This window comes from Pseudomonas graminis, from assembly GCF_013201545.1.
Lineage (GTDB): Bacteria > Pseudomonadota > Gammaproteobacteria > Pseudomonadales > Pseudomonadaceae > Aquipseudomonas.
The window spans coordinates 2083020-2107443 of sequence record NZ_CP053746.1; the positions used below are offsets into that span (position 1 = coordinate 2083020).

A 24424-nucleotide genomic window follows, 5' to 3' on the forward strand; every position below is an offset into this window, starting at 1 on the left:
AAGCTTCAAGCCGCAAGCTAACGGCAGCGCGCGAGTGCCTGCGAACATGATTTTCTTGCAGCCTCAAGCTTGGCGCTTGAGGCTGTAGTCAGGAGTTTTACCACCATGGCTGAACGTCTCAGTAACGACTTCCAGTTCATCGAAGTCGGGCGTAAAGACCCGAAAAAGAAACTGCTGCGTCAACGCAAGAAAGAGTTCGTTGAAATCTACGAACCCTTCAAGCCTCAGCAGTCGGCCGATCAGGCGCACCGCTGCCTGGGTTGCGGCAACCCGTACTGTGAATGGAAATGCCCTGTGCATAACTTCATTCCCAACTGGCTGAAGCTGGTGGCCGAGGGCAACATCCTCGCGGCCGCCGAGCTGTCGCACCAGACCAACACCCTGCCGGAAGTCTGTGGCCGTGTGTGCCCGCAGGATCGTCTGTGTGAGGGCGCGTGTACCCTCAACGACGGCTTTGGCGCCGTCACCATCGGCTCGGTCGAGAAGTACATCACCGACACGGCCTTCGCCATGGGCTGGCGCCCGGACATGTCCCGCGTGGTGCCAAACGGCAAGCGCGTGGCCATCATCGGCGCAGGCCCGGCAGGTCTGGGCTGCGCTGACATTCTGGTGCGCGGCGGCGTGAAGCCTGTGGTGTTCGACAAGAACCCGGAAATCGGCGGTCTGCTGACCTTCGGCATTCCCGAGTTCAAGCTTGAGAAGAGCGTGCTGAGCAATCGCCGCGAAGTGTTCACCGGCATGGGCATCGAGTTCCGCCTCAACACCGAGATCGGCAAGGACATCACCGTCGAGCAGTTGCTGGAAGAGTACGACGCGGTGTTCATGGGCATGGGCACGTACACCTACATGAAGGGCGGCTTCCCCGGTGAAGACCTGCCTGGCGTGCACGATGCGCTGGATTTCCTGATCGCCAACGTCAACCGCAACCTGGGCTTTGAAAAGTCGCCGGAAGATTTCGTCGACATGAAGGGCAAGAAGGTCGTGGTCCTGGGCGGTGGTGACACGGCGATGGACTGCAACCGCACGTCGATCCGTCAGGGCGCCAAGTCAGTGACCTGCGCCTATCGCCGGGACGAAGAAAACATGCCGGGTTCGCGCAAGGAAGTGAAGAACGCCAAGGAAGAAGGCGTAAGGTTTCTGTACAACCGCCAGCCCATCGCCATCGTTGGTGAGGATCGTGTCGAGGGCGTGAAAGTCGTCGAAACACGTCTGGGCGAGCCTGATGCGCGCGGCCGTCGCAGCCCCGAGCCGATTCCGGGTTCCGAAGAGATCATCCCGGCGGACGCCGTGGTCATCGCGTTCGGTTTCCGTCCAAGCCCGGCGTCGTGGTTCGATCCGCAAGGTATCCAGACCGACAGTCAGGGCCGGGTCGTGGCGCCGGAGCAGGGCCAGTTCAAGCACCAGACCAGCAACCCGAAGATCTTCGCCGGCGGCGACATGGTGCGCGGGTCCGATCTGGTGGTGACAGCCATCTTCGAAGGCCGCAATGCGGGTGAAGGGATTCTGGATTATCTGGGCGTCTAGTTGACGCTGCCGTCTGTAGGAGCCGGCTTACTGGCGAATAAGGCCGACGCGGTTCGCCAGATGCACTGCGTTAGTTGGGTTCGCCAGCAACCCGGCTGCTACAGAACCTACGTCGCGCATTGATGCGACAAATCGCCCCGATAAATAAAAGGCACGGCACCGACCGTGCCTTTTAAGTTGGTGTCTGAGAAAATGCCCGCACTTTTTTTCCGGATGCCGACATGACTGCCCTGAAGAACGACCGTTTCCTTCGCGCCCTGCTCAAGCAGCCTGTTGACGTCACGCCTGTATGGATGATGCGCCAGGCAGGCCGCTATCTCCCGGAGTACCGCGCCAGTCGCGCCAAGGCCGGAGACTTCATGAGCTTGTGCATGAACCCGGCGTTCGCCTGTGAAGTTACCCTGCAGCCCCTTGAGCGCTATCCGCTCGACGCCGCCATTCTGTTCTCCGACATCCTCACCGTTCCCGACGCAATGGGCCTTGGCCTGTACTTCGAAACCGGCGAAGGCCCGCGCTTCCGCAAAACTGTCACCACCCTGGCTGACATCGAAGCGCTGCCGATCCCTGACGCCCAGAAAGACCTCGGCTATGTCATGGACGCGGTCAGTACCATTCGCCGCGAACTCAACGGCCGCGTACCGCTGATCGGTTTCGCCGGGAGCCCGTGGACCCTCGCGACCTATATGGTTGAAGGCGGCTCGTCCAAGGACTTCCGCAAATCCAAGGCCATGCTCTACGACAACCCGCAGGCCATGCACTTGTTGCTCGATAAGCTCGCGCAGTCGGTGACGGCGTACCTGAACGGCCAGATTCTCGCAGGCGCGCAAGCGGTGCAGATCTTCGACAGCTGGGGCGGGAGCCTTTCGGCCGCGGCGTATCAGGAATTCTCACTGGCTTACATGCGCAAGATCGTCAACGGCCTGATCCGTGAGCGCGACGGCCGCAAAGTGCCGGTCATCCTGTTTACCAAAGGCGGCGGCATGTGGCTTGAAAGCATCGCCGACGCCGGCGCCGATGCGCTGGGCCTGGACTGGACCTGCGACATCGGCGAAGCCCGCCGACGCGTTGGCAACAAAGTGGCGCTGCAGGGCAACATGGACCCCACCGTGCTCTACGCCAACCCAAACGCCATCCGCCAGGAAGTCTCGAACATCCTCGCCAGCTACGGCAGCGGCACCGGCCACGTCTTCAACCTCGGCCACGGCATCACCCCCGAAGTCGACCCGGCCAACGCCGGCGCCTTCATCGAAGCGGTGCATGAAATGTCGGCCAAGTACCACCAGTAAGCAGTTCGCAGATACGAAAACGCCCGGCACATGCCGGGCGTTTTTGTGTGGGGTTCAGGCTGCGGTGGGCTTCGATCGCGAACACACAGCGCGTGCAGTCAGTGAGAGTGGCTGTGAACGCAACCGTAGGACTGGCTTTAGCCGGGAAGACGTCACGCGTCACACCGCAAAAATTGACGTCGCACATAAGGGCGGCTCCCCGGCTGAAGCCGGTCCCACTAAAACAGCGGCGAATGCCAAAAGCGACCCTTGGCTCAAACCTGCACATTCACCGCGAGCGGCTTCACTTTCGCCAGTTTCAGCGCCACGGCGAGGGCGATCAGCAGGAGGGTGCCGATGAAGGCGCCGATGCCGTTCCAGCCGGCGTAGTGCCAGAACACACCGCCGCCGGTGCCGGCGACGCTGGAGCCTACGTAGTAGCTGAACAGGTACAACGACGATGCCTGACCTTTGGCTTTGATGGCGCGGCGGCCGATCCAGCTGCTGGCGACGGAGTGGGCGCCGAAGAAGCCGAAGGTGAACATCAATACGCCGATGATCACCACCACCAGTGGGGTGAACATGGTCAGCGTCACGCCGACAAGCATCAGCACGATCACGGCCCACAACACGTTGCGTCGGCCCAGTTGGTCGGCCAGTGCCCCGATCTTCGCCGAGCTGTAGATGCCGGACAGGTACACCACCGAGAACAAGCCGACCACGGCCTGGCTCAAGTTGTACGGATCGGCCAACAGGCGGTAGCCGATGTAGTTGAACAGCGTCACGAACGCACCCATCAGCAGGAAGCCTTCGAGGAACAGCCATGGCAGCCCGGCATCACGGAACTGCAGGACAAAACCTTCCAGCAGGCTGCGGCCATTGAGCGGACGGGCGCGGAAATTGCGCGACGGCGGCAGGATTTTCCAGAACACGCCGGCCGCGCCGAGGGCGATGATGCCCATGATCAACAGTGCCGTGTGCCAACTGACGTAATCGCTCAGGACCCCGGTGATCACCCGGCCGCTCATGCCGCCGATAGCGTTGCCACCGATGTACAGGCCCATCGCCAGGCCGATGTGCTGCGGGTGGATCTCCTCGCTGAGGTAGGTCATGGCGACGGCGGCGAGTCCGCTCAACGACAAGCCCACGCACGCCCGAGTGATCAGCACGCCTTCCCAAGTGGGCATCAGTGCGCTGGCGATGGTGAAAAGGGCTGCCGAGAACAATGAGAACACCATGACCGACTTGCGCCCGAGGCGGTCTGAGATGGGGCCGGTAATAAGCAGTCCTATTGCCAGCATCGCGGTGGACACCGACAGGATCATGCTGCTCTGGGCGGCGTTGATGGAGAAGTCCCGCGACAGCACCGGCATCATCGGTTGCACGCAGTACAGCAGCGCAAACGTCGCGAAGCCACCGGAGAACAGCGCTAATACGGTACGAATGAAAGCAGGCGTGTCCTTCTCGATGTAGCTATCGCCCAAAGGGATGGCTGCTGTGGCGAACTCGGCAGGCGCGGCGGCGGCGGGTGCAGCAGTATTCACGATTGACCTCAGACGGGAGCGCGGACGCAGTGACGAAAGAATATAGCCGGCTAACGATTGCTTCCAATATATTGTTCGACCTGTTTGATAGGTTTAACGACCCAATGGAATCGCTATGGAATTGCGTCACCTGCGTTACTTCATCGCCGTTGCTGAAGAGCTGCACTTTGGCCGTGCCGCGCAGGCGCTCGGTATCTCGCAACCGCCGTTGAGTCAGCAGATCCAGGCGCTGGAGCAAGAGCTCGGCGCGCGTCTGTTTGAACGCACCAATCGACGGGTGGAGCTGAGTGAAGCGGGCCGGTTGTTCCTTGACGAAGCACGGCTGGTGCTGGCACAGGTCGAGAAGGCTTCGGACGTGGCCCGGCGCGCGCAGCTGGGGGAGCTGGGCGAATTGAAGATCGGCTTCACGGCGTCCGCACCGTTCACCTCAAGCATCCCGCAGGCCATCTTCGCGTTTCGTCAGCGTTACCCCGCGGTGCATCTGGCGCTTCAGGAAATGAGCAGCCGGGAAGTTGCCGAGCGGCTTGAGAACGAGTCGATGCAAGTGGGCATCATGCGGCCCCTGCCGTTGCCGGATTCACTGGTCGCCGTGGAGCTGCTCCACGAACCGTTGGTGGCGATATTGCGCTCGGACCATCCACTGGCCGAAGGCTCGGAACGCGGCATTCATTTGCATGAACTGGCCAGTGAGCCGTTTGTGTTCTTCCCGCGCAGCTACGGCAGCGGGCTTTACGCACAGTTGCTGGATCTGGCGCGGGAAGCGGGCTTCAGCCCGTTGTTTACTCAGGAGGCGGGTGAGGCGATGACCATCATTGGTCTGGTGGCAGCTGGGCTGGGCGTGACGGTGCTACCGGCGTCGTATCAACGCATGCGCATCGACGGGGTGGTGTACCGAACCCTTCTGGATGCGCAGGCGACGTCAGCGGTATGGTTGGTGCAGCGCAAGGATCAGAAATCCCCGATGGCCAAGGCGTTTGTCGAACTGGTGACGCGCAAGGCGGGGTAACTGATCCGGAGCAAAGCAGATGGGTTGTGGGATTGTGCTTGCTGACGAACGTAGCCTTACAACTACTGAGGGATGGGGTGAATGTACTGACCTCTTCGCGAGCAAGCTCGCTCCCACAGGGACTGCGTCGCCCAGTGATCCGTGACGAATGCAAATCTGATGACTCCCCATTGTTCTGACACCGCGCTGGCCTGCGGCAAACGGCGCTCATGTGGGAGTGAGCTTGCTCACGAAGACTCAGTTGGGTTCGCCGATGATTTGTCGGTTGAACGACCTCTTCGCAAGCAACCTCCGTTTCACAGCGCAGCCGTCCCTGCCAGTGAGCGAGGCAAGACGCCTCAACTCACTGGCAAAAAGTTACTGCACCTTCGCCAGATCACCCTTCAACGCAACGCCTGCCATGATGGCGCCGGCGTGGCACTCATAGGTGGCCGGGTCTTTGCGTTCGATCTTTTTGTAGTAGCTGGCGATGTTGACCACTGCGTTGGCGCCTGCGCCTTTTGCGGCCTCATTCAGTTGCAGGATCGCGGACTGCAAGACCCATTCGCAGGCGTCGTTGTCACTCTTGTTGAAAGCGTTGGTTTTCTTGTTGGTCACCACATTCGGCGACAGCACGGACACCTTGCCTTTTGGCTGTACGCCAGCGAGATAGAACTTCACGCTGCCGTCGAGTTTTTTCTCCTGGGTCATCTGCGCGACCACCTTGTCGAACGGTAGATACAGCGCCGTGTCCCGAGCCTGGCTGATGCCCGGCAGTGTGCACAAAACGACGGCGGCCGCTGCTGCCCAGACTTTCAATTTCATGGTTTCGCTCCTTGAGGTGTTTAACGGGTGTAGAAGATCAGTGAAGTGCCCCGCCGGGAGGGTCTTCCATTGCGCCGGCGGGTCGAATGGATCAAGCGGTTAAGACCAACGCCGGAAGATCAACGACGTGTTGACCCCGCCGAACGCGAAATTGTTGTTCATCACGAACTCGTGATTCATGTGACGCGGCTCGCCGCGCAGGTAGTCCAGCTCGCCGCAGCGACTGTCGACCTCGTCGAGGTTGAGCGTGTGGATGTAGCGGTCGCGGTTCATCATTTCGATGCTGAACCAGGACTCCAGCGCACCGCAGGCGCCGAGGGTGTGACCCAGGAAACTCTTCTGCGAACTGATCGGCATGCGCGAGCCGAACAGGCTCTGGGTGGCGAGGGTCTCGGCGATGTCGCCCTGTTCCGTTGCCGTGCCGTGGCCATTGACGTAACCGATGGCCTCAGGCGGCAGGCCTGCGTCTTCCAGCGCCAGTTCCATGGCCCGGCGCATGGTGACCTGCTCGGGGCGGGTGGTGTGCACGCCATCGGCGTTGCTGCCAAAGCCGACGACCTCGGCGTGAATCTTCGCCCCCCGCGCCAGCGCATGTTCCAGCTCCTCAAGCACCAGCATGCCGCCGCCTTCGCCGATCACCAGACCATCGCGCCCGCTGTCGTAAGGGCGAGGGCTGGTGTGCGGCGCATCGTTTTTCAGGCTGGTCGCGTACAGCGCGTCGAACACCATGGCCTCGGTGGGACAAAGCTCTTCGGCACCACCAGCCAGCATCAACGGCAGACGCCCGAACTTGATCGCTTCATAGGCATAGCCCACGCCCTGGCTGCCGCTGGTGCAGGCACTGGAAGTAGGGATCAGGCGGCCGGTGAGGTTGAAGAAGATGCTGATATTCGCCGCCGTGGTGTGCGGCATCATGCGCACATACGAATTGGCATTGAGGCCTTCGGCCACGGAATTCAGCAGCATGTTGCCGAAGGCCTTGATCTCGTCGGTGCTGCCGGTGGACGAGCCGCAGGCCACGCCCATGCGCCCGTCACGAATGATCGGATCGCCCAGCAAGCCCGCGTCACGCAGCGCCTGTTCGGCGGCGCCGACCGCCAGTCGCGACACCCGGCCCATGCTGCGCAGTTGCTTGCGCGTCCAGTACGAGGGCACCGCGAAATCATCGATGGGCCCGGCCAGACGGGTATTGAGTTCGGTGAAGCGATCCCATTCGTCCATGCGCCGGATGCCGCTGCGATTGCCACTGAAATTGGCCTCGATGCTGGCCCAGTCGCTGCCCAGTGACGTAATGCCGGCCATGCCGGTGACGACAACGCGTTTCATCAGCACAGGCCTCCATTGACGGCCAGCACTTGGCGGGTGATGTAGGACGCTTCCGCCGACATCAGGAAATTCACGGCGCCAGCGACTTCTTCCGGTGTGCCCATGCGCTGCGCGGGAATCATCTTCATCAGTTCATCGACCGGCACGTTTTCGTCGAGCATGGCCGTGTCGATAAGCCCCGGCGCGACGCAGTTAACGGTGATTTTGCGTTTGCCCAGCTCGATCGCCAGCGCTTTTGCCGCGCCGATGACGCCAGCCTTCGAGGCGCTGTAGTTGACCTGGCCGCGATTGCCGATCAGCCCGGACACGGACGTGATACAGACGATGCGTCCGGCAGCGCGGCGACGGATCATCGGCATCATCACCGGGTGCAGCACGTTGTAGAAGCCGTCGAGGTTGGTGCGGATGACCATGTCCCAGTCGTCATCGGTGAGCGCCGGAAACGCGCCGTCCCGGGTCAGGCCTGCGTTGCAGACCACGCCGTAATAGGCGCCGTGGGTTTCGACGTCGGCTTCAAGGATGACCTTGCACGCAGCACGGTCGGCGACGTCGAATTGCAGAACGCGCGCCTGACGCCCGAGCGCCTCGACTTCACGCTGCACGGCGTCAGCTTCGGCCCGGCCACTGCGGCAGTGCAGGACGATGTCGTAGCCGGCCTGGGCCAGGCGCAGCGCGATGGCGCGACCGATACCGCGGCTTGAGCCTGTGACCAGAATTGAGTCAGTCATGTGCGGCTCCTTCGGCCAGATAGCTCGCCGATTGCGGCGGGCAATAAACATTGAGTCGGGCGCTGACCTGAATGCCGGCGCCGCTCAGAGAACACTCGAACACGCCCATGCCGCTGTCGTCCTGCAAGGACCGCCGCGCATGAATGGTCAGCTCGCTGCTAACCGGAAAGTGCTCGACGTTGCATTCGAATTTGCGTGTGCCCAGCAGAAACCCCAGCTCAACCGGGTCACCCTTCACCCGTGCCTGACAGCCGGCAAACGCCGCGACGCTTTGCGCCATGAGTTCGATGCCGACCCAGGCCGGCATGCTCCCGTCAGGGCGATTGAACAGCCCGCCGGGCCGAACGATGACGCGGGTGTGAATCTGCTCTTCGTCGAACGACAGTACCTGGTCGATGAGTACCATGTCGCCGGCGTGGGGCAGTAAATCAGCCGGAGGCCACGGGCATGAAGGTGCAGCGGTCATGGCTGCTCCCCGATGATCAGGCTGACGTTGTTGCCGCCGAAGGCAAAGGAGTTGCTCATCATCCGGCGCGGTGAATCAGGCTGAAGGGCTTCGTTTGCCTTGACCCAGTTCAGCCCGGGCAGGCTTGTATCGGCCTCGCCATCCCACACATGAGGCGGCAGTTGCCCCTCGGTATTTTCAGGGGCGAGTGCCAGCCAGCAGAACGCGGCTTCCAAGGCCCCGGCGGCGCCAAGGGTGTGCCCGCTCATGGGTTTGGTGGACGAGCACGCCACGCCATCGGGGAAGACGGCGTTGACCGCGAGACTTTCCATCGCATCGTTGTGCTGGGTCGCGGTGCCGTGCAGGTTGAGATACGCGATGTCCGTGGGCGCCAGGCTGGCGCTGGTCAGCGCCTTGGTCATGGCGTCTCGCGCACCGCGGCCGCTGGGCTCGGGGGCGGAAATATGGTGCGCATCCGAACTGGCCCCGGCGCCCAGCAAGGCAATGCGGTGGTCGTTCGCTGGCTCGCGGGTCATCAGAAACAGCACGGCCGCTTCGCCGATATTGATGCCGTTGCGATTGCGCGAGAACGGGTTGCAGCGCTCGTTCGCCACCGCTTCAAGGGACGAGAAGCCATTGATGGTCAGCTTGCACAGGCTGTCGACGCCCCCGCACAGAACCGCGTCGCACAGGTTCATGTCGAGCAGCCGACGCGCACTGAGCAGGGCGCGGGCGCTGGAGGTGCAGGCGGTGGAAATCACGTAGGTCGGGCCGCTGAGGTCCAGCCACGACGCGAGGAAGTTGGCCGGAGCGCTGAGCTCCTGCTGGCGATAGTCGTAGCTGTCCGGAAAGGTCTGATCGGCCAGGTAGCTGGCGATCCCGCGGCTCGCTTCGTCGATGCCCGAGGTGCTGGTGCCCAGAATCACGCCGATGCGGCCACGACCATAGCGGGTGATCGCCTGCTGAATGTCAGGCTCGATCTGGAGGGCGGCGGCGAGCAGCAGCTGGTTGTTGCGGCTGCTTTGTTGACCGAGCGTCGCAGGGATCGTCGGCAGCAGGCTCTTCACGCCGGCCACGGGCAACGAGCGTTCGGGTATCCAGCCGCTTTCCGAGCGCATGCATGAGGTGTCCCCGGCGAACAGCGTCCGGGCCACGCTCTGGCGGTCGTCCCCTAGCGCGCAGATCAACCCCAGGGCATTGAGGTATGCCGTCATTGACTCGCCTTGCCTTCGAGCGGACTGACGACGTATTTCAGTTCGCCGCTTTCCATGCTGATCTTGAAGACGCCCTCGGAGGCGTAATCGACGAACCAGCGATCATCCAGGCTGCGCCCATACGGACGCAGATCGACGCCGGGGTATTCAAAGCGCACTTCTTTCAGTGACGTCAGGGCAAACAGCACGGCCGCGAACAACTCGCGCGCTTCAGGATTCGGCGGCAGCAGACCGTCGGCCTTCCAGCGATCCTCGCGAAGCTGCTGGCGCGCAACGGGAATACCGAGAGGGTCCATCAACGAGAAGCGCAGGCCGTGGCGTTCCTTCTGGATCACCATCAGCCAGTCCTGGCGCTGGCCGGCCTGTTCGCGCTGCACATGCAGCTGCACCGGGAATTTGATGTGGGGCGTTTGCGCAGGGAGCGGCGCATGGCTGGCGCAGCCACTCACCAACAGGACGCAGAGCAGCAGAAAGGCGCGAATCATGAGGCTTTACCTTCTATGAGGGCCGAGAGAGGTTTGCGTGCGACGACATTGATCAGCGTCTCTTCACGTTCCCCAAAGGGCTTGGGTTTGACCAGTTTCAAACGTTCCAGCAGACCGAAATCTTTGGCCCGGCTCCACCAGAGGTAGGGGTACGAAACGTTGTGCGCAGTGAAATGAAAACCTTCATTGCCCAGCATGTCCAGGTATTGCGCGGCGCTTTTCTGCACATGCATCGGATGGCGGAAGAGCCAGCGAATCACCCATGTGTCGATGTAGGCCTCGGTGGACTCGGCGAACAGCAGATAGCCGCCGGGCTTGAGCACCCGATAGAATTCGGCGAGGGACATTTCCTGCTCGACCAGATGATGGAACGTCTGGTGGCAGAAGACCATGTCGACGCTCGCGTCCGCCAGTGGCAAGTCTGCGCAATCGCTGCCGATCAGCTCGACGTTCAACCCGCGACGCCTGGCCTCTTCAGCGCTGAGTTGCAGGCTGAGCGGGTCGGCGTCGATGCCTAAAATTTTCGCCGGGGTGAAAGCAGTGTGCAGGTACTGAAACGACTTGCCCTGCCCGCAACCGGCGTCCAGCACCACCGGGCTCTCCGGCAGCGGTTCACTGAACAGGCTGCGCAGGTCGTCGATGGCCACCCGCAAAACGCGGTGCTGCCACGTGTGACTGCGCAGAAAAAGAAAGCCCAGGCGCGTCTCTTCGACGTAGCTATCGCTGAAATACTGGCCGCTCATGGCCGTGGGCTCGCGCAGATTTCGGCGAGCATGCGCAGGCGACGCTTGGGCTCGGCGACGAACGGGTTGCGCTCATCCCACGCGTACCCGGCCAGGATCGAACTGATCATGCGGCGTATGTCGGGTCGGCTGTCCGGATAGAAAATCACGTCCTGAAAACTGCCCTCGTACCAGCCTTCGACGTAGGCACGGAACGTGTCGACGCCGCGTTTCAGCGGCGTGGCGAACTCGCTTTCCCAGTCAACGGGCTCGCCTTGCAGCTGGCGATGAAGCACTCCGGCCGCCATGCTCGCCGAGCGCATGGCGATGGTGACGCCAGACGAAAATACCGGATCAAGGAATTCAGCCGCATTGCCGAGCAGGGCGAAGCCTTTGCCGTGCAGGGTTTTGACGTTCGCCGAATACCCGCCGATGCTACGCGCCGGGGTGTCCCAGACAGCGTTTTGCAACACGCGGCTCAGGCTTGGGGTCTCGTCGATGACCGCGCGCAGACAGGCGTCGAGGTCATCGGGCTTGTCCACGAAGCGCTCGGCGGACGCCACGACACCCACCGAGCAACGACCGTTGCTGAACGGAATAGACCAGAACCACACGTCCTTCAGGGTCGGGTGAACGGTCACCAGAATCTTTTCGCGATCAAAGCGTGGGTCGTCGATGCGGTCTTCAACGTGGGTAAACACCGCCTGACGCAGGGGAAAGTTCGACGGCGCCTCCAGGTCCAGCAGGCGCGGCAGCACGCGGCCATAACCGCTGGCGTCGAGCACGAACGTCGCTTGCACGCGGTAGCCTGTGCCGTCTTCGCGCTGCACGTCGAGGGTCGGCTGCTCGCCGGAGAAGTCGGCGGCGGTGATGGTTTCCCGGTAGCGAACTTCAACGCCCTGGCGCTCGGCCTCGTCGGCGAGCAGTTTGTCGAAGTCGGCGCGTTGCACCTGAAAGGTCGTGGGCTTGCCGTTGCTGAAGGTGTCGCCGAAGTCGAAGGCGCTGTATTGCTCACCGCAGGCGAACGCCGCACCGTTTTTCATCTGGAAACCGGCGGCGTTGACCGCTTCCAGCATGCCCGCTTCTTCGACGAAATCCAGGCAATGGGACAGCAGGCTCTCGCCGATGGAGAAGCGCGGAAACTGCTGGCGCTCGATGATCAGCACATCGTGGCCCTGACGTTTGAGTAACGCAGCGGCGATGGCTCCGGCTGGACCGGCACCAATCACGACGATCTGGCGACATTCCATTTCAGCTATTGGCACAAGGTTTCCTTTTCGAGTGTTCGACGACATCGACGTTATGCAAATCAAGAGGGCGATTCATGCCCAGGAGGGCAGGCAACAGGGTGGCGATCAGGCTCATGAGCATCAGCGCGAAATACAGCGACGGGCTGATCAGCCCTTGTTGCAACAGCAGATTGAGAAAGACGATTTCGCTGAGGCCACGGATGTTCAGCAGCAGGGCTTCCTTCCAGCGCACGGCACCCGCAAACGACGGCGCCGCCCAGCGCACGCCGATCCAGTTGCCCAGCAGTTTGCTGGCGATTGGCAGCACGATCAGCGCCAGCAGATTCAATCCGCCCAGTTCGCCGATGGCGCTGTGAATATTGATCTGGACGATGCCGAGCGTGAGGATCAGCGGGATCGCCACGTAGTGCTGCAGCGCCTTGAACCAGGCGGCTTTCAGCGGCAGCGCAAAGGGTTGCTTGAGCGCGTTCATGCACAGCAGATAGCCGATGCCGACGATGAGCGCGTTGAGGCGGTAGTGCTCGGCGACCATCAGCAGCAGAAAGAAAACAGCCCCATAAAGCTGTGGCTGGCGAACCCGCAGCAGCCGTAACAGCAGCGGCACGCCGGCGAGCAGCAACGGGATAATCAGACTGGTCAGGTGCAGGCTGCCCTGGGCCAGCCCGAACAGCCCCCAGCAGGCCAGATCGATCAGGATCGCCGTCTGCACCAGACGTCGCGTGGCGTGCAGCGGGTAGCCGATGTGATTGAGATACAGATACAGCACCGGAATGGCGGTGATGGCGAACACCAACCCCAGCGCCAGGCTGCTTAGCCAGCTCGATGCCGGCAAAAGCCACACCGCGCAGGCCATGCCGCAGAGAAAGGGTACACAGAAGCTGGGCAGCGCGACTTTCAGGCTCTGCGGGTCGAGTCGCACATCGATCACGTCGCTGAGGATGTGACCGAGCACGACCGCGAAGCTCACGCCGTACAGGGTTTTCAGCCAGACCGGCGCGACCAGTTGCGCGCCGGTGAGCTGCCACTGCGGTTCGACGAGGAACAGCATCAGCAGCGGGATGGCAAACGTCGCCAGCAGCAACTGGCTGACGATGGGGATCAGGTTCAGTCGAGCGCCGAGCCGGCCGGCCAGCGCGAACAGCCCGAGCACCATCGCCCAGAACGCGACAATCATCACGAGCGTGCCCCGTGCTGCCGACCGGCCCAAGGCGCCAGAATGAAGCTGAAGGCCAGACCGAGGCTCACCGACAGCCCGAAATTGCTCACCGCCGGGGTGCTGGAGATCGCCAGCAGACCGAACGACAGCCACGTGGTTGCCGCCGCGAGCAATGTGCCCAGCAGGCTCACGGCCGCGCCGCCAATCTGCTCGCGCATGAGGATCGCGTAATCGACGCTGATCGCAGTGACCAGCAGCAGACCGAACAGGCTGAACAGCGTCAGCGGCTGACCCAGCCAGCCGAGGCTCGCCAGACTGCACACGGCCGCGAGCAGTGGCAGGGCGATCACCCTCAGTGCCCCGCGCAGACCGAATGGCAAAATCAACAGCAGAACGATCAGCACGCACGACGCCAGCTTCAGTTCGGCGGCGCTGATCTGGGTGGCGGCGAACACCTTGTTCAGGTCGCCAAGGCGGTCCACCAACTGGACGCCCGGAAGGTCCTGCGCCTGCGCGCGGAGCAGCGCCGCATCGTTCAGGCCCTGCAGGCTGACGATTCCGGCCACGCCTTGATTGTTGCTGCCCAGCCACAGCAGGCGCCAGGGTTCGCCCAACGGTCCGGCCAGTACATCGTCAATGCCTTGGACAGGAAGGGTACGCAGGTTTGCCAATTCGTTATCAAGCACCTCCGGTGGCACACCCAGCGCTAGCAGCGGCTGCCAATGGGCAGGCAGCGTGTCGAGGGCGGCGCGCGCAGCCTGTTGTTCAGCGGGCGTCGCCACCAATTGGTTGAGTGACAGATAACCCTGCAGCTTGCCTTGAGTGACCAGTTGATCAAGTCGCTGACTCAGCGCGGTCTGACGCTCCAAAAGCTGCTGCTGATCGGCGCCGCGCACCAGGAAGAACTGGCTGGTGGGTTGGTAGCCGGTGATGCGCGCCACGGAGCGCGCTTCGTCGGTCAGACTTTGCGGCGCGGCGATCCATTGGCGGATGTCATTCTTGGTGGTCAGTTGCAGGAGGCCGGCTGCGCAAAAAATGAGCAACAGGCCCAGCAGCACTGGCGTGCCCACGCGGGTGAGCAATCGGGCGCGCGCATTCATCAGGGCTTCGGCGATCTTCAACGGCCATTGCGCAGGCCGCAACTCGACACCGTTGAGCAGCGCCGGCAGCAGGCACACCGCCGTCAGATAAGCGCCAACCAGACCGGCCGCCGAGAACACGGCGATCTGGGTCAGGGCCGGGAAGGGCGTCCACGCGAGGGCCAGATAGCCAATGCAACTGGTGGCCAGACTCAGGCTCAGGCCCGACAGCGTCAGGCGCAACGCCGGCCAGCTGCGCCAGGGTTTTAGGCTCCAGCTTTTCGAGAGGTAGTGCAGCGGATAGTCCACCGCCACGCCGATCAGGCTTGAGCCCAGCACCAGCGTCATGACGTGCATCTTGCCAAACAGCGCAACGCAGGCCGTGGCGCCGAACAGCATGCCGACCATCACCGGAACGAACGCCAGCAACACGCGCCAGCGTTTGAACGCGAGCAATAGCAACAGCAGGATGCCCAGCGTGGCACCGCCGCCGACCCAGGTGATTTCCCGGGTAGCTTGTTGCTGGCCGTGGGCGGCGTACAAGAGTCCGCTGGCCGCCAGTAATTGTGCGTCTCTGGCGCTCGCCTGTTGGCGCGCCTCGTCCAACAGCGCTGAGACGTGCAGCGGCAGGCGCATGTCGAACGCGTCAGCGCGGGTGCGTGCCCGCAGCAGCACCCAGCTTTTGCCGTCGGCCTTGGCGATCAGCGCGCCGCTGCCAATGTCCAGTTGCACCGAGCCGTGCATGGGCTGGCCGTTCTGGATGCGCCCCGTCAGCCCGAGCCAGTCTTCCTGGCTGGGCACCAGACTGAAACCGCCAAACGGATCGAACAGGCTCTGTACGCGCTGCTGAATAAACGCTTCCGGGTGCTCGATAAGTTCGATGCGGTCCCTGGGCGGCAGCATCGCCAGACGACCGCGCAGCAGCTGTTCACGCAGCGCCGGAAGATCGGCCTGCACGTTCCACTGGACCTTTTCGAAGAGCCCGCTGGCCTGCCATTTCTCGCTCAACTGCCGCGCCAGCTCGACGGCCTGGGCCGGATCGGCGTGACCGACCAGCACCAGCATCTCGCGGTTCATCGGTTCCTGAATGCGCTGTTCGGCACGCAGCTCCAGAGCGTCGGGCGTGCTGCCGGGCACCAGTTCCATGAGGTTGGCCGACAGCGGCGCGCCATGACGCCATTGCCAGCCGGCGAGTGCGAGCACGGCCAGCAAGGCAATCAGGAACAGGCGCGGCAGCAGGCGTTCAATCGGCAAAATCAGCGCGCTCCGAGTCGCTCAGCGGCTTGTCGCTTGAGCTGTCGATCATCTTTAGCTGCGTGCTGTCGCCTTGGGTTTCAAGCAGCTCGATACGCTGCACAAGCGCGCCGCCATTGATGTTGATTTGGTTGAACACCTGTTTCAGCAACATCGAGCGCGGCACCAGAGTTAGTTGCCACGCCTGGGCGTCGCCACTCAACTGCACGTCGAAATCACGCTGCAGGCCGCTGCTGTCGCCTTGTAAAACGGCGAGAAACAGCCGGTTCTGCTCGGCGCCTGCGCTTTTGCCCGGCAGCATCTGCCAGCCGCCATCGGCGTCGCGACGGGCGATGCCGGCGGCGGTGATGCGGTAATCCTGTTTGAGGGGCGTATCGAGCAGCCAGAGCAGGCCTGAATCCCTGGCCAGTACGAAGTTGCCCTTGCTGGTCAGCGGCTGGGGGAGCGAACGCAGGTGTTTTTCCTGTACAAAGGCGCCATGGATGACGGCAGGTTTGGCCAGTTGATCACTCAGTTGCTGGAGGTCGAAGGCGTGGGCCAGTGGGGTAAGCACCAACAGCGTCAGCGCAACAAGGGTCTTGAAAGGATTCATGAAAGAGCCCTCTCGACCGCTTCCACAAATACCTTGGGGCAGGCCAGTTGCATCTCGCGTGTGTTCACGTCGACGGCCACTTGCACGGTGCTGGCGCGTGTAAGGCGCTCGCCGGTCGCGATGTCGGTGATCAGGTAGTCGATCTTCAAGCGGTTCTCCCACTCGACGAGACTGGCGCGCACGTTGATGCGCTGGCCGAACACCGCGCCGCGCACATAGCGCAGTTGCAGATCGATCACCGGCCAGGCGTAACCCGAATCGAGCATGTGCGTGTAGTTGTGGCCGAGTTTGTCGAGCAGCGCGCAGCGCGCCACTTCCAGGTACTTCACGTAGTGCCCGTGCCAGACGACGTGCATGGTGTCGACGTCGAAAAACGGCACCAGGATTTCGGTGTCTTCGTGGATCACGCCTTTGCTACGCATGCAGCCTCCAGTGTTGTTCGGCGATGCGCTTCAGGCACAGCCGCAGCTCGCCTTCCAGTGCGCGGTCTTCGATCACCGGCGGGAAGTCCCCGCGCAGTTGTTCATGCATGGCCGCAAGCTGAGGTGGAAGCGGGCGCGCGTCGGCATCGCGGCTGCGCAACCAGACGCCCTGATTGGCGGCGATCAGCGTGGCGGCAGCGACCTGCTCGGTCAGCTCCAGCACGCGAATGGCGTCGCGGGCGGCGATGGTGCCCATGCTCACCTTGTCCTGGTTATGGCATTCGGTGGAGCGCGAAAACACGCTGGCCGGCATGGTGTTTTTCAGCGCTTCGGCGGTCCAGGCGCTGGTGCCGATCTGCACGGCCTTGAAGCCGTGGTTGATCATCGCGCGGTCCGCCGGGGCGCCGGACAGGTTGCTCGGCAGGCCATGGTTGTAACGCTCGTCCACCAGCAACGCGAGCTGGCGGTCCAGCAGGTCGGCGACGTTGGCGACCAGATTCTTCAGGCTGTCCATGGCGAAGGCGATGTGGCCGCCATAGAAGTGACCGCCATGCAGCACGCGCTCGGCTTCGGCGTCGATGATCGGGTTGTCATTGGCGCTGTTCAGCTCGATTTCGATGAAGCTGCGGAGCGAGTTCAGGCTGTCTGCCAGCACGCCGAGCACGTGGGGGGCACAGCGCAGGGAATAACGGTCTTGCAGGCGATGCAGCGGAGCGGTCGGCGCGTCGATGGCCAGATCCTTGCGCAGCCAGGCGGCCACTTGCATCTGCCCCGGGTGCGGCTTGGCAGCAAACAGGCGCTCGTCGAAATGCTCAGGGTTGCCTTGCAGCGCCACGACGTTCATCGCGGTGATGCGGGTGGCCAGTTGCAGCAGATAATCGGCACGGGCGAAGGCCAGGCACGCCAGACCGGTCATGACCGCCGTACCGTTCATCAAGGCCAGCGCTTCTTTCGGCCGCAGAACCAGCGGATCCCAACCCAGTTGACGATGCACATCGGCGGACTGGCGGCGCTCGCCGTTGAACAGCACCTCGCGCTCGCCGGACAGGGTCGCCGCGACATAAGAAAGCGGCGTCAGATCACCACTGGCGCCCACCGAGCCCTCTTCCGGAATCAGCGGCAGGATGTCGTGGTCAAGAAACGCCTGAAGACGCTCAAGCAATTCGACGCGTACGCCGGACACGCCGTGGCACAGCGAGCGCAAACGTGCGGCCAGCACTGCGCGGGTGGCCTGGGCATCGAGCAACTTGCCAAGCCCGCAACCATGAAAGGTGTACAGATGGCGAGGCAGCGCTTCGACGTGTTGCAGCGGCACCGCGACCACGCACGAATCGCCATAGCCGGTGGTTACGCCGTAAATCACGCCTTCCTTGTCCAGCAACGAATCAAGAAACTGCGCGCCCTTGGCGATGCGCTGGCGGTAGGCGCTGTCGTCCTGCAACGCCGTCGGCCGCTGGCGGTTGGCCAGGGCCAGTACGTCTTCGATGCGCAGGTGGCACTCGCCGAAAATGATGGGCTCAGGTGCGGGGTTCGTCATCGGATTTCCAGAACGGGTAGAAGTTGAACCACTGCTGCGGCGCTTGCACGCAGTAGTGCGCCAGACGGTCGGCGTAGCGTTGGGTCCATTGGGTGATCACTTGCTGGCGATCGCTGCGCCGCCATTCGATGGCAGCGGCGAACGGCTCCAGAATCACCCGGTAACCGCTCGCGCCCTTGAGGCAGAAAATCAGGTTGATCGGGCATTTCAGCAAACCGGCCAGCAGCCACGGGCCCTGGGGGAACGCAGCCTGATGGCCGAGGAAATCGACCCGCGCGTTGCGTCCGCCGTGCAGCGGAACCCGGTCGCCGGCGATCGCGAGCCATTCGCCGCGATCCAGACGCTGGCTCAGTTGCAGCATGATCGCCGGGTCCAGTTCGCTGACCTGGATGAGCCGCAGATTGGTCGCGCCAGCCTCACCCAGCAGACGGTTGAAACGCTCGGCATGCTTGGTGTGCACCAGCACGTTCATGGTGACTTTTTCACCCAGCTCGGCCAGCGCCCGACAGACTTCAAGATTGCCCAGGTGTGCGCCGACCAGCATCTGCCCGCGCTCGCCGCGCAGCTGATCACGCAAGTGCGCGTCGTCGATGATTTCGATCTGCTCCAGACCGAGCTTGCCGTTCCAAACGTCCAGCTTGTCGAGCAGGGCGTCGGCGAAGGCCATGAACTGCCCGAACACGCGCCAGTGCGTGGGCCGCAGCTCTGGCTGCTGGGTCCAGTCCGCCAGGTGCTCTTGGTACTGCCAGGCGCTGCGGCGAGCGCGGCGGCCGAACAGGAAAAAGTACAGGACGATGCCGTGCAGGATCGGGCTGAGCACCCGACGACCAAGCACCTTCACGCCCCAGGCCGTAAGCTTCATCAGCAGGAAACTGCCGCGTTCTTCGTGGGCCGCCCAGTGCTGCTTTTGATCGGCGTCACTCATGGCAACCACCGCCGCCAGAGGATCAGCGGGAAGCGGCCGAGCATGCCGAAGAACAGCTTGGCGTGCATCTTCGAGATGAGGGCGTTGTCGTGAAACAGCCGAAAATGCGAGAGGCCATCCTGGGGATAGTGAACCCTGGTCGGCAGCCAGCGCATCGGCTGATTGCGCCACGACAGGCGCACAAGGATTTCCGGGTCAAAGTCCATGCGCTTGCCCAGATTCACGGTGTCGATCAGGTGCAGCACCGGCTTGAGCGGGTAGACCCGAAAGCCGCACATGGAATCGGGAATCTGCAACGACAGGCTGTTGATCCAGACCCAGACGTGGGTCAGGTAGCGCGCGTACAAGCGACCTTTGGGCACGCTGGCGTCGTACTGCGGATAGCCGCAGATCAGCGCCGCCGGGTGTTCGCGGGAATGATCCAGAAACACCGCGATGTCGTTCAGATCGTGCTGGCCGTCGGCGTCGACTTGCAGGGCGTGGCTGAAACCCGATTTCGACGCTTCACGCAGGCCGGCCATGACGGCGCCGCCCTTGCCCTGATTGATCGCCAGCTTCACCAGGAAGACATTGGCCTGTTGGGCGAGGGATTCAAGCACGGCGGCGCAGGCCGGGCTGCTGGCGTCGTCGACCAGCACGCAGGGCAAACCGGCGTGCAGCAACTCCAGAACCACGGCTGGTACGGCGAGTTCATGGTTGTAGACCGGGATCACGGCGCAGGGGTTATGCATAAGCGACCTCTTCCTTGAATGTGCAGAGCTCATGCATCCGCGTTCACCAGTAAAATCCGGCCGCTGGAGCAGGCCGCTTCACCGTTGCGATAGGCAAAATGCAGCTTGCTGCGCTCGGGGTCGAAGCGCAGGGTCAGGCTGATGCGATCGCCGGGGCGCACCAGTTGTTGAAACTTCAGCACTTCCATGCCGGCAAAGCGCGGCGGCAGGTCCATCAGACGCTGTGACAGGTTCATCGCCCAGTCGACCTGCACCACGCCGGGCAGAATCGGCGTGCCCGGGAAGTGGCCGGGGAAATGCGCGAGGTCCAGCGGGACGATCAATTCCAGTCGCCACTCGTCGTCGTGTTGCTCCTGGGCGACTAGATCAGGGGCTTGAGTGCGCGGCGACACCAGCAATGTCTCGATCAGCGCTTGCGGCAACTTGCCCTGGGCATTGAGGGGCAGATGGCTCAGCAGTCGCCAGCGACGCGGCAACGCCAGCGCTTCGCAATGCGGCACCAGATGCTGGCGCAGCGCCTGGGTCAGCGCGCGCCGACCCTGATTGCGCAGTGCGTGGACGCCGCTGGCACTCAACACCACCAATGCGCCCAGCGACGCGCGGTTTTCCCGGACCACGCCCATGCGTGCTTCGCTGACCCATTCATGGGTCGCGAGTGCTTGCTCCAGAAGCGGCAGGGATATGCGCTTTTCTTCCAGTTTAACGATGCGGTCCAGCCGGCCCAGCAGCTCGAAACGACCGTCTCCCAGAAAGCGCACTGCGTCGGCTGTCTGTTCGACATGGCCGATCGGCAGGTACGGCGACTCGATCCGCAGGGCGCCGTCGTCGTCCTGACCCAGCGTGACATCATCGAAAGCGCGCCACAGCGGGTCGCCCTGGCGCCAGGCGATGCCGCCGGTTTCGGAGCTGCCGAGTATTTCGCTTGGCCACTGCCCGAGCCGCTGATGCAAGCACTCTGCCGCGTCGGTCGGAAGCGCGCCGCCGGACGAAAACACACGGCGCACGGCGCTCAGGTGATTCCAGTCGAGATTGTCGCCCATGCGTTTGAGCAGCGCGGGGCTCGCCACCCAAGCGAAGGATTCATGCTCACGGCTGACGCGTTGCAAGTCTTCGGGAAACGGCAGTTGCTGACGCACGAAGCTGCGTCCGGCGCACAGCGGCCACAACACTCGGAACAGCAGGCCATAAATGTGCTGCGCCGCCACGCTGCCGATAATGCAGGCATCACCCAGGTCGGCGCCCCACAGGCGTTCGAGTGCACTGACTTCGTTGGCCAGCTGTCGCAGGCGCTTTTCGATCAGCTTGGGTTCGCCACTGGAGCCGGACGTGCACAGGCTCAAGCTGCACTCATCCAGATCGAGCGCGGCGGGAGGAAGCGGATCGGCGTTTAGTTGATCGAGCCGAGTGTCGTCCGGCAGATCCGTCAGCCACAGGTCGACATGGCCGGCCCAGCGTAGTCTCGTTTGCGCCTGCAAATCGGCCGGCAGCAACACCGCCACGCCGGCGCGCCATGCCGCGAACAATGCGATGGCCAGTTCAGCGGCGTCTTCCAGATGGACTGCCAAACGTGTCACGCCACGTTGCTGCAGCGCGGCGGCGACACGCAGCGCGCGTTCCTGCAACGCGGCATGGCTCAGCGCGGGAGTATGGGCAACGGCGCGCTGTGGATGAGCGTCAAGCAACAGGTGTTCGAGATCGATCCAGCTCATGCCCGACCCCGGACGCGCTGACGAACGATCCATTCACCGGCGAACAGCAGGCCCATCAAACCGTAGGCGATGAGCCCTGTGTATAACGTCCACCAGCTCAGCGGCGCCCAGAGGGTCAGGGCGGCGGCGACGAAGCCGTTGAACAGAAAAAACAGGCACCAGACCCGGGTGACCTGACGGGTGTAGCGAACCGCAACGATCGGCAAATCGGGTTCTGTCAGGCGTGCCAGTCGCTCGATCAGCGGCATGCCGCGCATCAGGCTCAGTCCGAACAGGGTCAGCATGAAACAGCTGATCAGCACCGGGTACCAGCGCAGCAATTGCGGGCTGTTGAACAACCCGAGCAGCAGGCAAAAGCCCATCGCCGTCAGCGCCATCGACACGCCGCCCGGACGTCCCTCGCTGGTCAGCGCACGCACCCCCCACAGCGCGCCGAGCAGCAGCGCGAATTGCCATGGGGCGAAATGGCCCATGCCGAAGTAGACGGCAAACGGGTACAGGACGCCTGCAAGCACCAGGACCAGGCCAATCAGTCGACTCATGCGGGGCTGTGGACCAGGCGATAGACCGCGTCGACGACATCGCCCACGGTGCGTACCGATTTGAATTCCTCGGCGGCGATCTTCTTGCCGGTCTTGCGCTTGATGTGGTCGATCAGGTCCACGGCATCGATGCTGTCGATTTCCAGGTCCTGATACAGGTTGGCTTCGAGGGTAACGCGCTCGGGTTCGAGCTCGAACAGCTCAACCATCGACGAGCGCAGGGTGTCGAAGATGTCTTCACGGGATTGCATGTTCTGTCCTCAGGCCACTTGGCGCGCGCTGACGAATGCCGCGAGGCTGTCGACGCTGGTGAAGTGATTGCGAGTGTCTTTGGCGTCGGCGTCGATCTTGATGCCGTAGCGTTTCTGGATGGCCAGGCCCAACTCCAGGGCGTCGACCGAATCCAGCCCCAGGCCTTCGCCGAACAGCGTCTGGTCGTTGCCGATGTCCTGGGTGCTGATGTCTTCGAGGCCCAGGGCGTCGATGATCAGCTGTTTAATGTCCTGGTGCAGATCGCTCATCTGTGGCGAGCTCCTTGGTGAAGTGTTGATGCAGATAGTCGTTGAGCTTGCGCGACGCCACAGGGGCCGGGCCAAGCGCGGCGAATGCCGCTGGATCTATATCGTTGCCCACGCGCAGGTGAAAATGCGGGCGGCGCAGGGGAATGCGGTACCACGGCTCGGCTTTGGTCAGCGTGGTCGGCGACACATGGATGGTCACCGGCGTAATGACGTGGGCGCCACGCAGGGCAATGGCCGCAGCGCCGCGATGAAAGGCGGGCGCATGGCCAGGCTGGGTTCGCGTGCCTTCGGGAAAGATGATCAGGGTTTGCCCGGTCCGCAGCAGATGCGCGGCTTGCTCCAGCATGTCGGCGCTGCCGTCGTTGCTGACATACCCGGTGGCCCGGACCGGGCCTCGGGTGAATACGTTCTGCCACAAGCTCTGCTTGACCACGCAATTGGCGTCGCGCACCAGCCCGATGAGAAACACCACGTCGATCAGCGACGGATGGTTGGCGATGATCATTTGCCCGGGGCGGCCCAGACGCTCGGCGCCCTGGATTTCGTAAGTCAGCACGCCAGCGTTGCTCATGATGCGGATAAATGCCCAGAACAGGCGGCTGATGGTCCGGCGGGCGCGGCGTTGGTGGCTGCAGGCATCGCCGGGCAGCAGCGCCAGCAGGGGAAAGACGAACACGCGCAGGCACAACCCGCCCACACCGAACAGGGCAAAGCTCAGGGCCGTGGCCAGCAGGCGCCAGTGATAGGCGTCGCGGCTTTTGCTCAGCGGTTGTGTTGCCAATTCCATAGCCGATTCTTCCAGGGATGTTGCAGAGCGCTCTGTTGTGTCGACAGCGCACGTAAAAGGTTGAGCGCGTGGGGCCATTGGCTGCGCCCGGAATCCGTCTCGGTCGGTTCGCGGGTCATCAACGAAAGCTGCCACTCATCCCCCGGCGTCAGCAGCAGGCCGAGCGCATAGGGAAACGGCACATCGTCGATCCACGGCGCGTAGGCGGCAGGCGGCTGCTCCTCGGTGATCACCAGCAGCACTGCCGGCGCACCGTCTTCAAGGAGGGACGCGGCCTCGACGACGCCATGTTCGAGCCCGTCACCCGCACAGGCCAGGGCCGTCATCTCGCTGGTCTCGCCGCGCAGGATCGACCACAGGCCGATAACGGCGTTGTGCACGGACAGGCTGAACTGAGTGGGCGACAGCGGCTCGTCGTTGGCCAGATCGCTAAGGATGTCGAAGGTTCGGGGCGTTTCGCCGTGCCGCGAGACGAACACCAGCGGCAATCGCTCCAGGCCCTCTGCCAGCGGCCAGCCTACGCTGAAGGCCATGCGGGCCAGACGACTCAACCGGCGGCGTTGCATGGCCGGCAAAAATGAAACGTCTGGCGCTGCATCCGTCGGGGCGGGGATCACGGGTTCGTGGCTCCATTGACGCCACTCTTCGACCGATATCAGCCCCGGCGCCCACGCGCGCCACTGTGCAATGTTGAACTTGATCACAAAATCATCCTGCCCTGATACGGGCATACTTCCGGACTTCGAGTCTCCGAAGTGGCACCAACCATGGCGCGGCGCTATCGCCGAGTGGCGGGCATTATCCGGATGCCACAGCGCCGAGGCAAACGTTGAGACAAAAGGTCTGTTTACTGACG

25 protein-coding genes are annotated in these 24424 nt (G+C 62.9%); 3 read left to right on the forward strand and 22 right to left on the reverse strand.

Annotated features, from left to right (window positions below; genetic code table 11):
* Positions 1-105: 105 nt before the first annotated feature.
* A complete protein-coding gene (locus FX982_RS09490) occupies positions 106-1524 on the forward strand; it encodes an FAD-dependent oxidoreductase (RefSeq protein WP_122533925.1) in 1419 nt (472 codons plus the stop codon).
* Positions 1525-1745: 221 nt separating this feature from the next.
* Positions 1746-2810: a uroporphyrinogen decarboxylase gene (hemE, locus tag FX982_RS09495; protein WP_122533923.1), complete on the forward strand. Its 1065-nt coding sequence runs from the start codon at positions 1746-1748 to the stop codon at positions 2808-2810.
* Positions 2811-3064: 254 nt separating this feature from the next.
* Here hemE and FX982_RS09500 read toward each other — a convergent pair whose 3' ends face one another.
* Entirely contained in the window at positions 3065-4336 is a 1272-nt protein-coding gene (locus tag FX982_RS09500) for an MFS transporter (protein ID WP_438826321.1), read from the reverse strand.
* A gap of 112 nt (positions 4337-4448) precedes the next feature.
* On the opposite strand from FX982_RS09500, the gene FX982_RS09505 reads away from it, so the two are divergent.
* Positions 4449-5339 (forward strand): LysR family transcriptional regulator, encoded by an 891-nt coding sequence (locus FX982_RS09505; protein ID WP_172610446.1) that lies wholly within the window; start codon positions 4449-4451, stop codon positions 5337-5339.
* A 357-nt stretch (positions 5340-5696) separates the two neighbouring features.
* On the opposite strand, the gene FX982_RS09510 is transcribed toward FX982_RS09505, so the two are convergent.
* The 21 genes from FX982_RS09510 to FX982_RS09610 all read right to left on the reverse strand — a co-directional run bounded on the left by FX982_RS09510 (position 5697) and on the right by FX982_RS09610 (position 24272).
* Positions 5697-6143, reverse strand: coding sequence for an excinuclease (locus FX982_RS09510; protein WP_172610447.1), 447 nt, complete (start codon positions 6141-6143; stop codon positions 5697-5699).
* A 99-nt stretch (positions 6144-6242) separates the two neighbouring features.
* Positions 6243-7469, reverse strand: coding sequence for a beta-ketoacyl-ACP synthase (locus tag FX982_RS09515; protein ID WP_172610448.1), 1227 nt, complete (start codon positions 7467-7469; stop codon positions 6243-6245).
* Positions 7469-8197, reverse strand: coding sequence for a 3-oxoacyl-ACP reductase FabG (gene fabG / locus FX982_RS09520; RefSeq protein WP_172610449.1), 729 nt, complete (start codon positions 8195-8197; stop codon positions 7469-7471). Before fabG ends, FX982_RS09515 begins: the two co-directional genes overlap by 1 nt.
* The gene (locus tag FX982_RS09525; RefSeq protein WP_172610450.1) at positions 8190-8663 is read right to left on the reverse strand and encodes a hotdog family protein; all 474 of its coding nucleotides are present in this window, start codon (positions 8661-8663) and stop codon (positions 8190-8192) included. Before FX982_RS09525 ends, fabG begins: the two co-directional genes overlap by 8 nt.
* Positions 8660-9856 carry a beta-ketoacyl-[acyl-carrier-protein] synthase family protein gene (locus FX982_RS09530; protein WP_172610451.1) on the reverse strand — a complete coding sequence of 399 codons (1197 nt, stop codon included), beginning with the start codon at positions 9854-9856 and terminating at the stop codon, positions 8660-8662. Before FX982_RS09530 ends, FX982_RS09525 begins: the two co-directional genes overlap by 4 nt.
* Positions 9853-10341, reverse strand: coding sequence for a DUF3261 domain-containing protein (locus FX982_RS09535; RefSeq protein ID WP_172610452.1), 489 nt, complete (start codon positions 10339-10341; stop codon positions 9853-9855). Before FX982_RS09535 ends, FX982_RS09530 begins: the two co-directional genes overlap by 4 nt.
* Positions 10338-11084, reverse strand: a complete 747-nt coding sequence (locus FX982_RS09540) for a class I SAM-dependent methyltransferase (protein WP_172610453.1) — start codon at positions 11082-11084, stop codon at positions 10338-10340. The genes FX982_RS09535 and FX982_RS09540 overlap by 4 nt, the downstream gene beginning before the upstream one ends.
* Positions 11081-12328 (reverse strand): NAD(P)/FAD-dependent oxidoreductase, encoded by a 1248-nt coding sequence (locus tag FX982_RS09545; RefSeq protein WP_172610454.1) that lies wholly within the window; start codon positions 12326-12328, stop codon positions 11081-11083. The genes FX982_RS09540 and FX982_RS09545 overlap by 4 nt, the downstream gene beginning before the upstream one ends.
* Positions 12315-13490 carry a sodium:proton antiporter gene (locus FX982_RS09550; RefSeq protein ID WP_172610455.1) on the reverse strand — a complete coding sequence of 392 codons (1176 nt, stop codon included), beginning with the start codon at positions 13488-13490 and terminating at the stop codon, positions 12315-12317. Before FX982_RS09550 ends, FX982_RS09545 begins: the two co-directional genes overlap by 14 nt.
* On the reverse strand, positions 13487-15802 hold the full coding sequence (locus FX982_RS09555; RefSeq protein ID WP_172610456.1) for an MMPL family transporter: 2316 nt from the start codon (positions 15800-15802) through the stop codon (positions 13487-13489). Before FX982_RS09555 ends, FX982_RS09550 begins: the two co-directional genes overlap by 4 nt.
* Entirely contained in the window at positions 15792-16394 is a 603-nt protein-coding gene (locus FX982_RS09560; protein ID WP_172610457.1) for an outer membrane lipoprotein carrier protein LolA, read from the reverse strand. The genes FX982_RS09555 and FX982_RS09560 overlap by 11 nt, the downstream gene beginning before the upstream one ends.
* Positions 16391-16816, reverse strand: a complete 426-nt coding sequence (locus tag FX982_RS09565; RefSeq protein WP_122533908.1) for an acyl-CoA thioesterase — start codon at positions 16814-16816, stop codon at positions 16391-16393. Before FX982_RS09565 ends, FX982_RS09560 begins: the two co-directional genes overlap by 4 nt.
* On the reverse strand, positions 16809-18353 hold the full coding sequence (locus tag FX982_RS09570) for an HAL/PAL/TAL family ammonia-lyase (protein WP_172610458.1): 1545 nt from the start codon (positions 18351-18353) through the stop codon (positions 16809-16811). The genes FX982_RS09565 and FX982_RS09570 overlap by 8 nt, the downstream gene beginning before the upstream one ends.
* Positions 18334-19278, reverse strand: a complete 945-nt coding sequence (locus tag FX982_RS09575; RefSeq protein WP_172610459.1) for an LpxL/LpxP family acyltransferase — start codon at positions 19276-19278, stop codon at positions 18334-18336. Before FX982_RS09575 ends, FX982_RS09570 begins: the two co-directional genes overlap by 20 nt.
* On the reverse strand, positions 19275-20009 hold the full coding sequence (locus FX982_RS09580) for a glycosyltransferase family 2 protein (RefSeq protein WP_172610460.1): 735 nt from the start codon (positions 20007-20009) through the stop codon (positions 19275-19277). Before FX982_RS09580 ends, FX982_RS09575 begins: the two co-directional genes overlap by 4 nt.
* A gap of 29 nt (positions 20010-20038) precedes the next feature.
* Complete coding sequence (locus FX982_RS09585; RefSeq protein ID WP_172610461.1) at positions 20039-21718, reverse strand: acyl-CoA synthetase family protein; 1680 nt, start codon at positions 21716-21718, stop codon at positions 20039-20041.
* Positions 21715-22260, reverse strand: coding sequence for a hypothetical protein (locus FX982_RS09590; RefSeq protein WP_172610462.1), 546 nt, complete (start codon positions 22258-22260; stop codon positions 21715-21717). The genes FX982_RS09585 and FX982_RS09590 overlap by 4 nt, the downstream gene beginning before the upstream one ends.
* Positions 22257-22511, reverse strand: a complete 255-nt coding sequence (locus tag FX982_RS09595; RefSeq protein ID WP_122533902.1) for an acyl carrier protein — start codon at positions 22509-22511, stop codon at positions 22257-22259. The genes FX982_RS09590 and FX982_RS09595 overlap by 4 nt, the downstream gene beginning before the upstream one ends.
* Before the next feature lie 9 nt (positions 22512-22520).
* Positions 22521-22781: a phosphopantetheine-binding protein gene (locus tag FX982_RS09600; RefSeq protein WP_122533901.1), complete on the reverse strand. Its 261-nt coding sequence runs from the start codon at positions 22779-22781 to the stop codon at positions 22521-22523.
* Positions 22756-23568, reverse strand: coding sequence for a lysophospholipid acyltransferase family protein (locus tag FX982_RS09605; protein WP_172610463.1), 813 nt, complete (start codon positions 23566-23568; stop codon positions 22756-22758). The genes FX982_RS09600 and FX982_RS09605 overlap by 26 nt, the downstream gene beginning before the upstream one ends.
* Positions 23544-24272 carry a beta-ketoacyl synthase chain length factor gene (locus FX982_RS09610; RefSeq protein ID WP_254074887.1) on the reverse strand — a complete coding sequence of 243 codons (729 nt, stop codon included), beginning with the start codon at positions 24270-24272 and terminating at the stop codon, positions 23544-23546. The genes FX982_RS09605 and FX982_RS09610 overlap by 25 nt, the downstream gene beginning before the upstream one ends.
* Positions 24273-24424: the final 152 nt, after the last annotated feature.

Excerpts from the sequence above, each read along its gene's own strand:
- FX982_RS09490 (WP_122533925.1), top strand. The coding sequence starts at position 106 with ATGGCTGAACGTCTCAGTAACGACTTCCAGTTCATCGAAGTCGGGCGT.
- hemE (WP_122533923.1), top strand. The coding sequence starts at position 1,746 with ATGACTGCCCTGAAGAACGACCGTTTCCTTCGCGCCCTGCTCAAGCAG.
- FX982_RS09505 (WP_172610446.1), top strand. The coding sequence starts at position 4,449 with ATGGAATTGCGTCACCTGCGTTACTTCATCGCCGTTGCTGAAGAGCTG.
- FX982_RS09510 (WP_172610447.1), bottom strand. The coding sequence starts at position 6,143 with ATGAAATTGAAAGTCTGGGCAGCAGCGGCCGCCGTCGTTTTGTGCACA.
- FX982_RS09515 (WP_172610448.1), bottom strand. The coding sequence starts at position 7,469 with ATGAAACGCGTTGTCGTCACCGGCATGGCCGGCATTACGTCACTGGGC.
- fabG (WP_172610449.1), bottom strand. The coding sequence starts at position 8,197 with ATGACTGACTCAATTCTGGTCACAGGCTCAAGCCGCGGTATCGGTCGC.
- FX982_RS09525 (WP_172610450.1), bottom strand. The coding sequence starts at position 8,663 with ATGACCGCTGCACCTTCATGCCCGTGGCCTCCGGCTGATTTACTGCCC.
- FX982_RS09530 (WP_172610451.1), bottom strand. The coding sequence starts at position 9,856 with ATGACGGCATACCTCAATGCCCTGGGGTTGATCTGCGCGCTAGGGGAC.
- FX982_RS09535 (WP_172610452.1), bottom strand. The coding sequence starts at position 10,341 with ATGATTCGCGCCTTTCTGCTGCTCTGCGTCCTGTTGGTGAGTGGCTGC.
- FX982_RS09540 (WP_172610453.1), bottom strand. The coding sequence starts at position 11,084 with ATGAGCGGCCAGTATTTCAGCGATAGCTACGTCGAAGAGACGCGCCTG.
- FX982_RS09560 (WP_172610457.1), bottom strand. The coding sequence starts at position 16,394 with ATGAATCCTTTCAAGACCCTTGTTGCGCTGACGCTGTTGGTGCTTACC.
- FX982_RS09565 (WP_122533908.1), bottom strand. The coding sequence starts at position 16,816 with ATGCGTAGCAAAGGCGTGATCCACGAAGACACCGAAATCCTGGTGCCG.
- FX982_RS09570 (WP_172610458.1), bottom strand. The coding sequence starts at position 18,353 with ATGACGAACCCCGCACCTGAGCCCATCATTTTCGGCGAGTGCCACCTG.
- FX982_RS09575 (WP_172610459.1), bottom strand. The coding sequence starts at position 19,278 with ATGAGTGACGCCGATCAAAAGCAGCACTGGGCGGCCCACGAAGAACGC.
- FX982_RS09580 (WP_172610460.1), bottom strand. The coding sequence starts at position 20,009 with ATGCATAACCCCTGCGCCGTGATCCCGGTCTACAACCATGAACTCGCC.
- FX982_RS09585 (WP_172610461.1), bottom strand. The coding sequence starts at position 21,718 with ATGAGCTGGATCGATCTCGAACACCTGTTGCTTGACGCTCATCCACAG.
- FX982_RS09590 (WP_172610462.1), bottom strand. The coding sequence starts at position 22,260 with ATGAGTCGACTGATTGGCCTGGTCCTGGTGCTTGCAGGCGTCCTGTAC.
- FX982_RS09595 (WP_122533902.1), bottom strand. The coding sequence starts at position 22,511 with ATGCAATCCCGTGAAGACATCTTCGACACCCTGCGCTCGTCGATGGTT.
- FX982_RS09600 (WP_122533901.1), bottom strand. The coding sequence starts at position 22,781 with ATGAGCGATCTGCACCAGGACATTAAACAGCTGATCATCGACGCCCTG.
- FX982_RS09605 (WP_172610463.1), bottom strand. The coding sequence starts at position 23,568 with ATGGAATTGGCAACACAACCGCTGAGCAAAAGCCGCGACGCCTATCAC.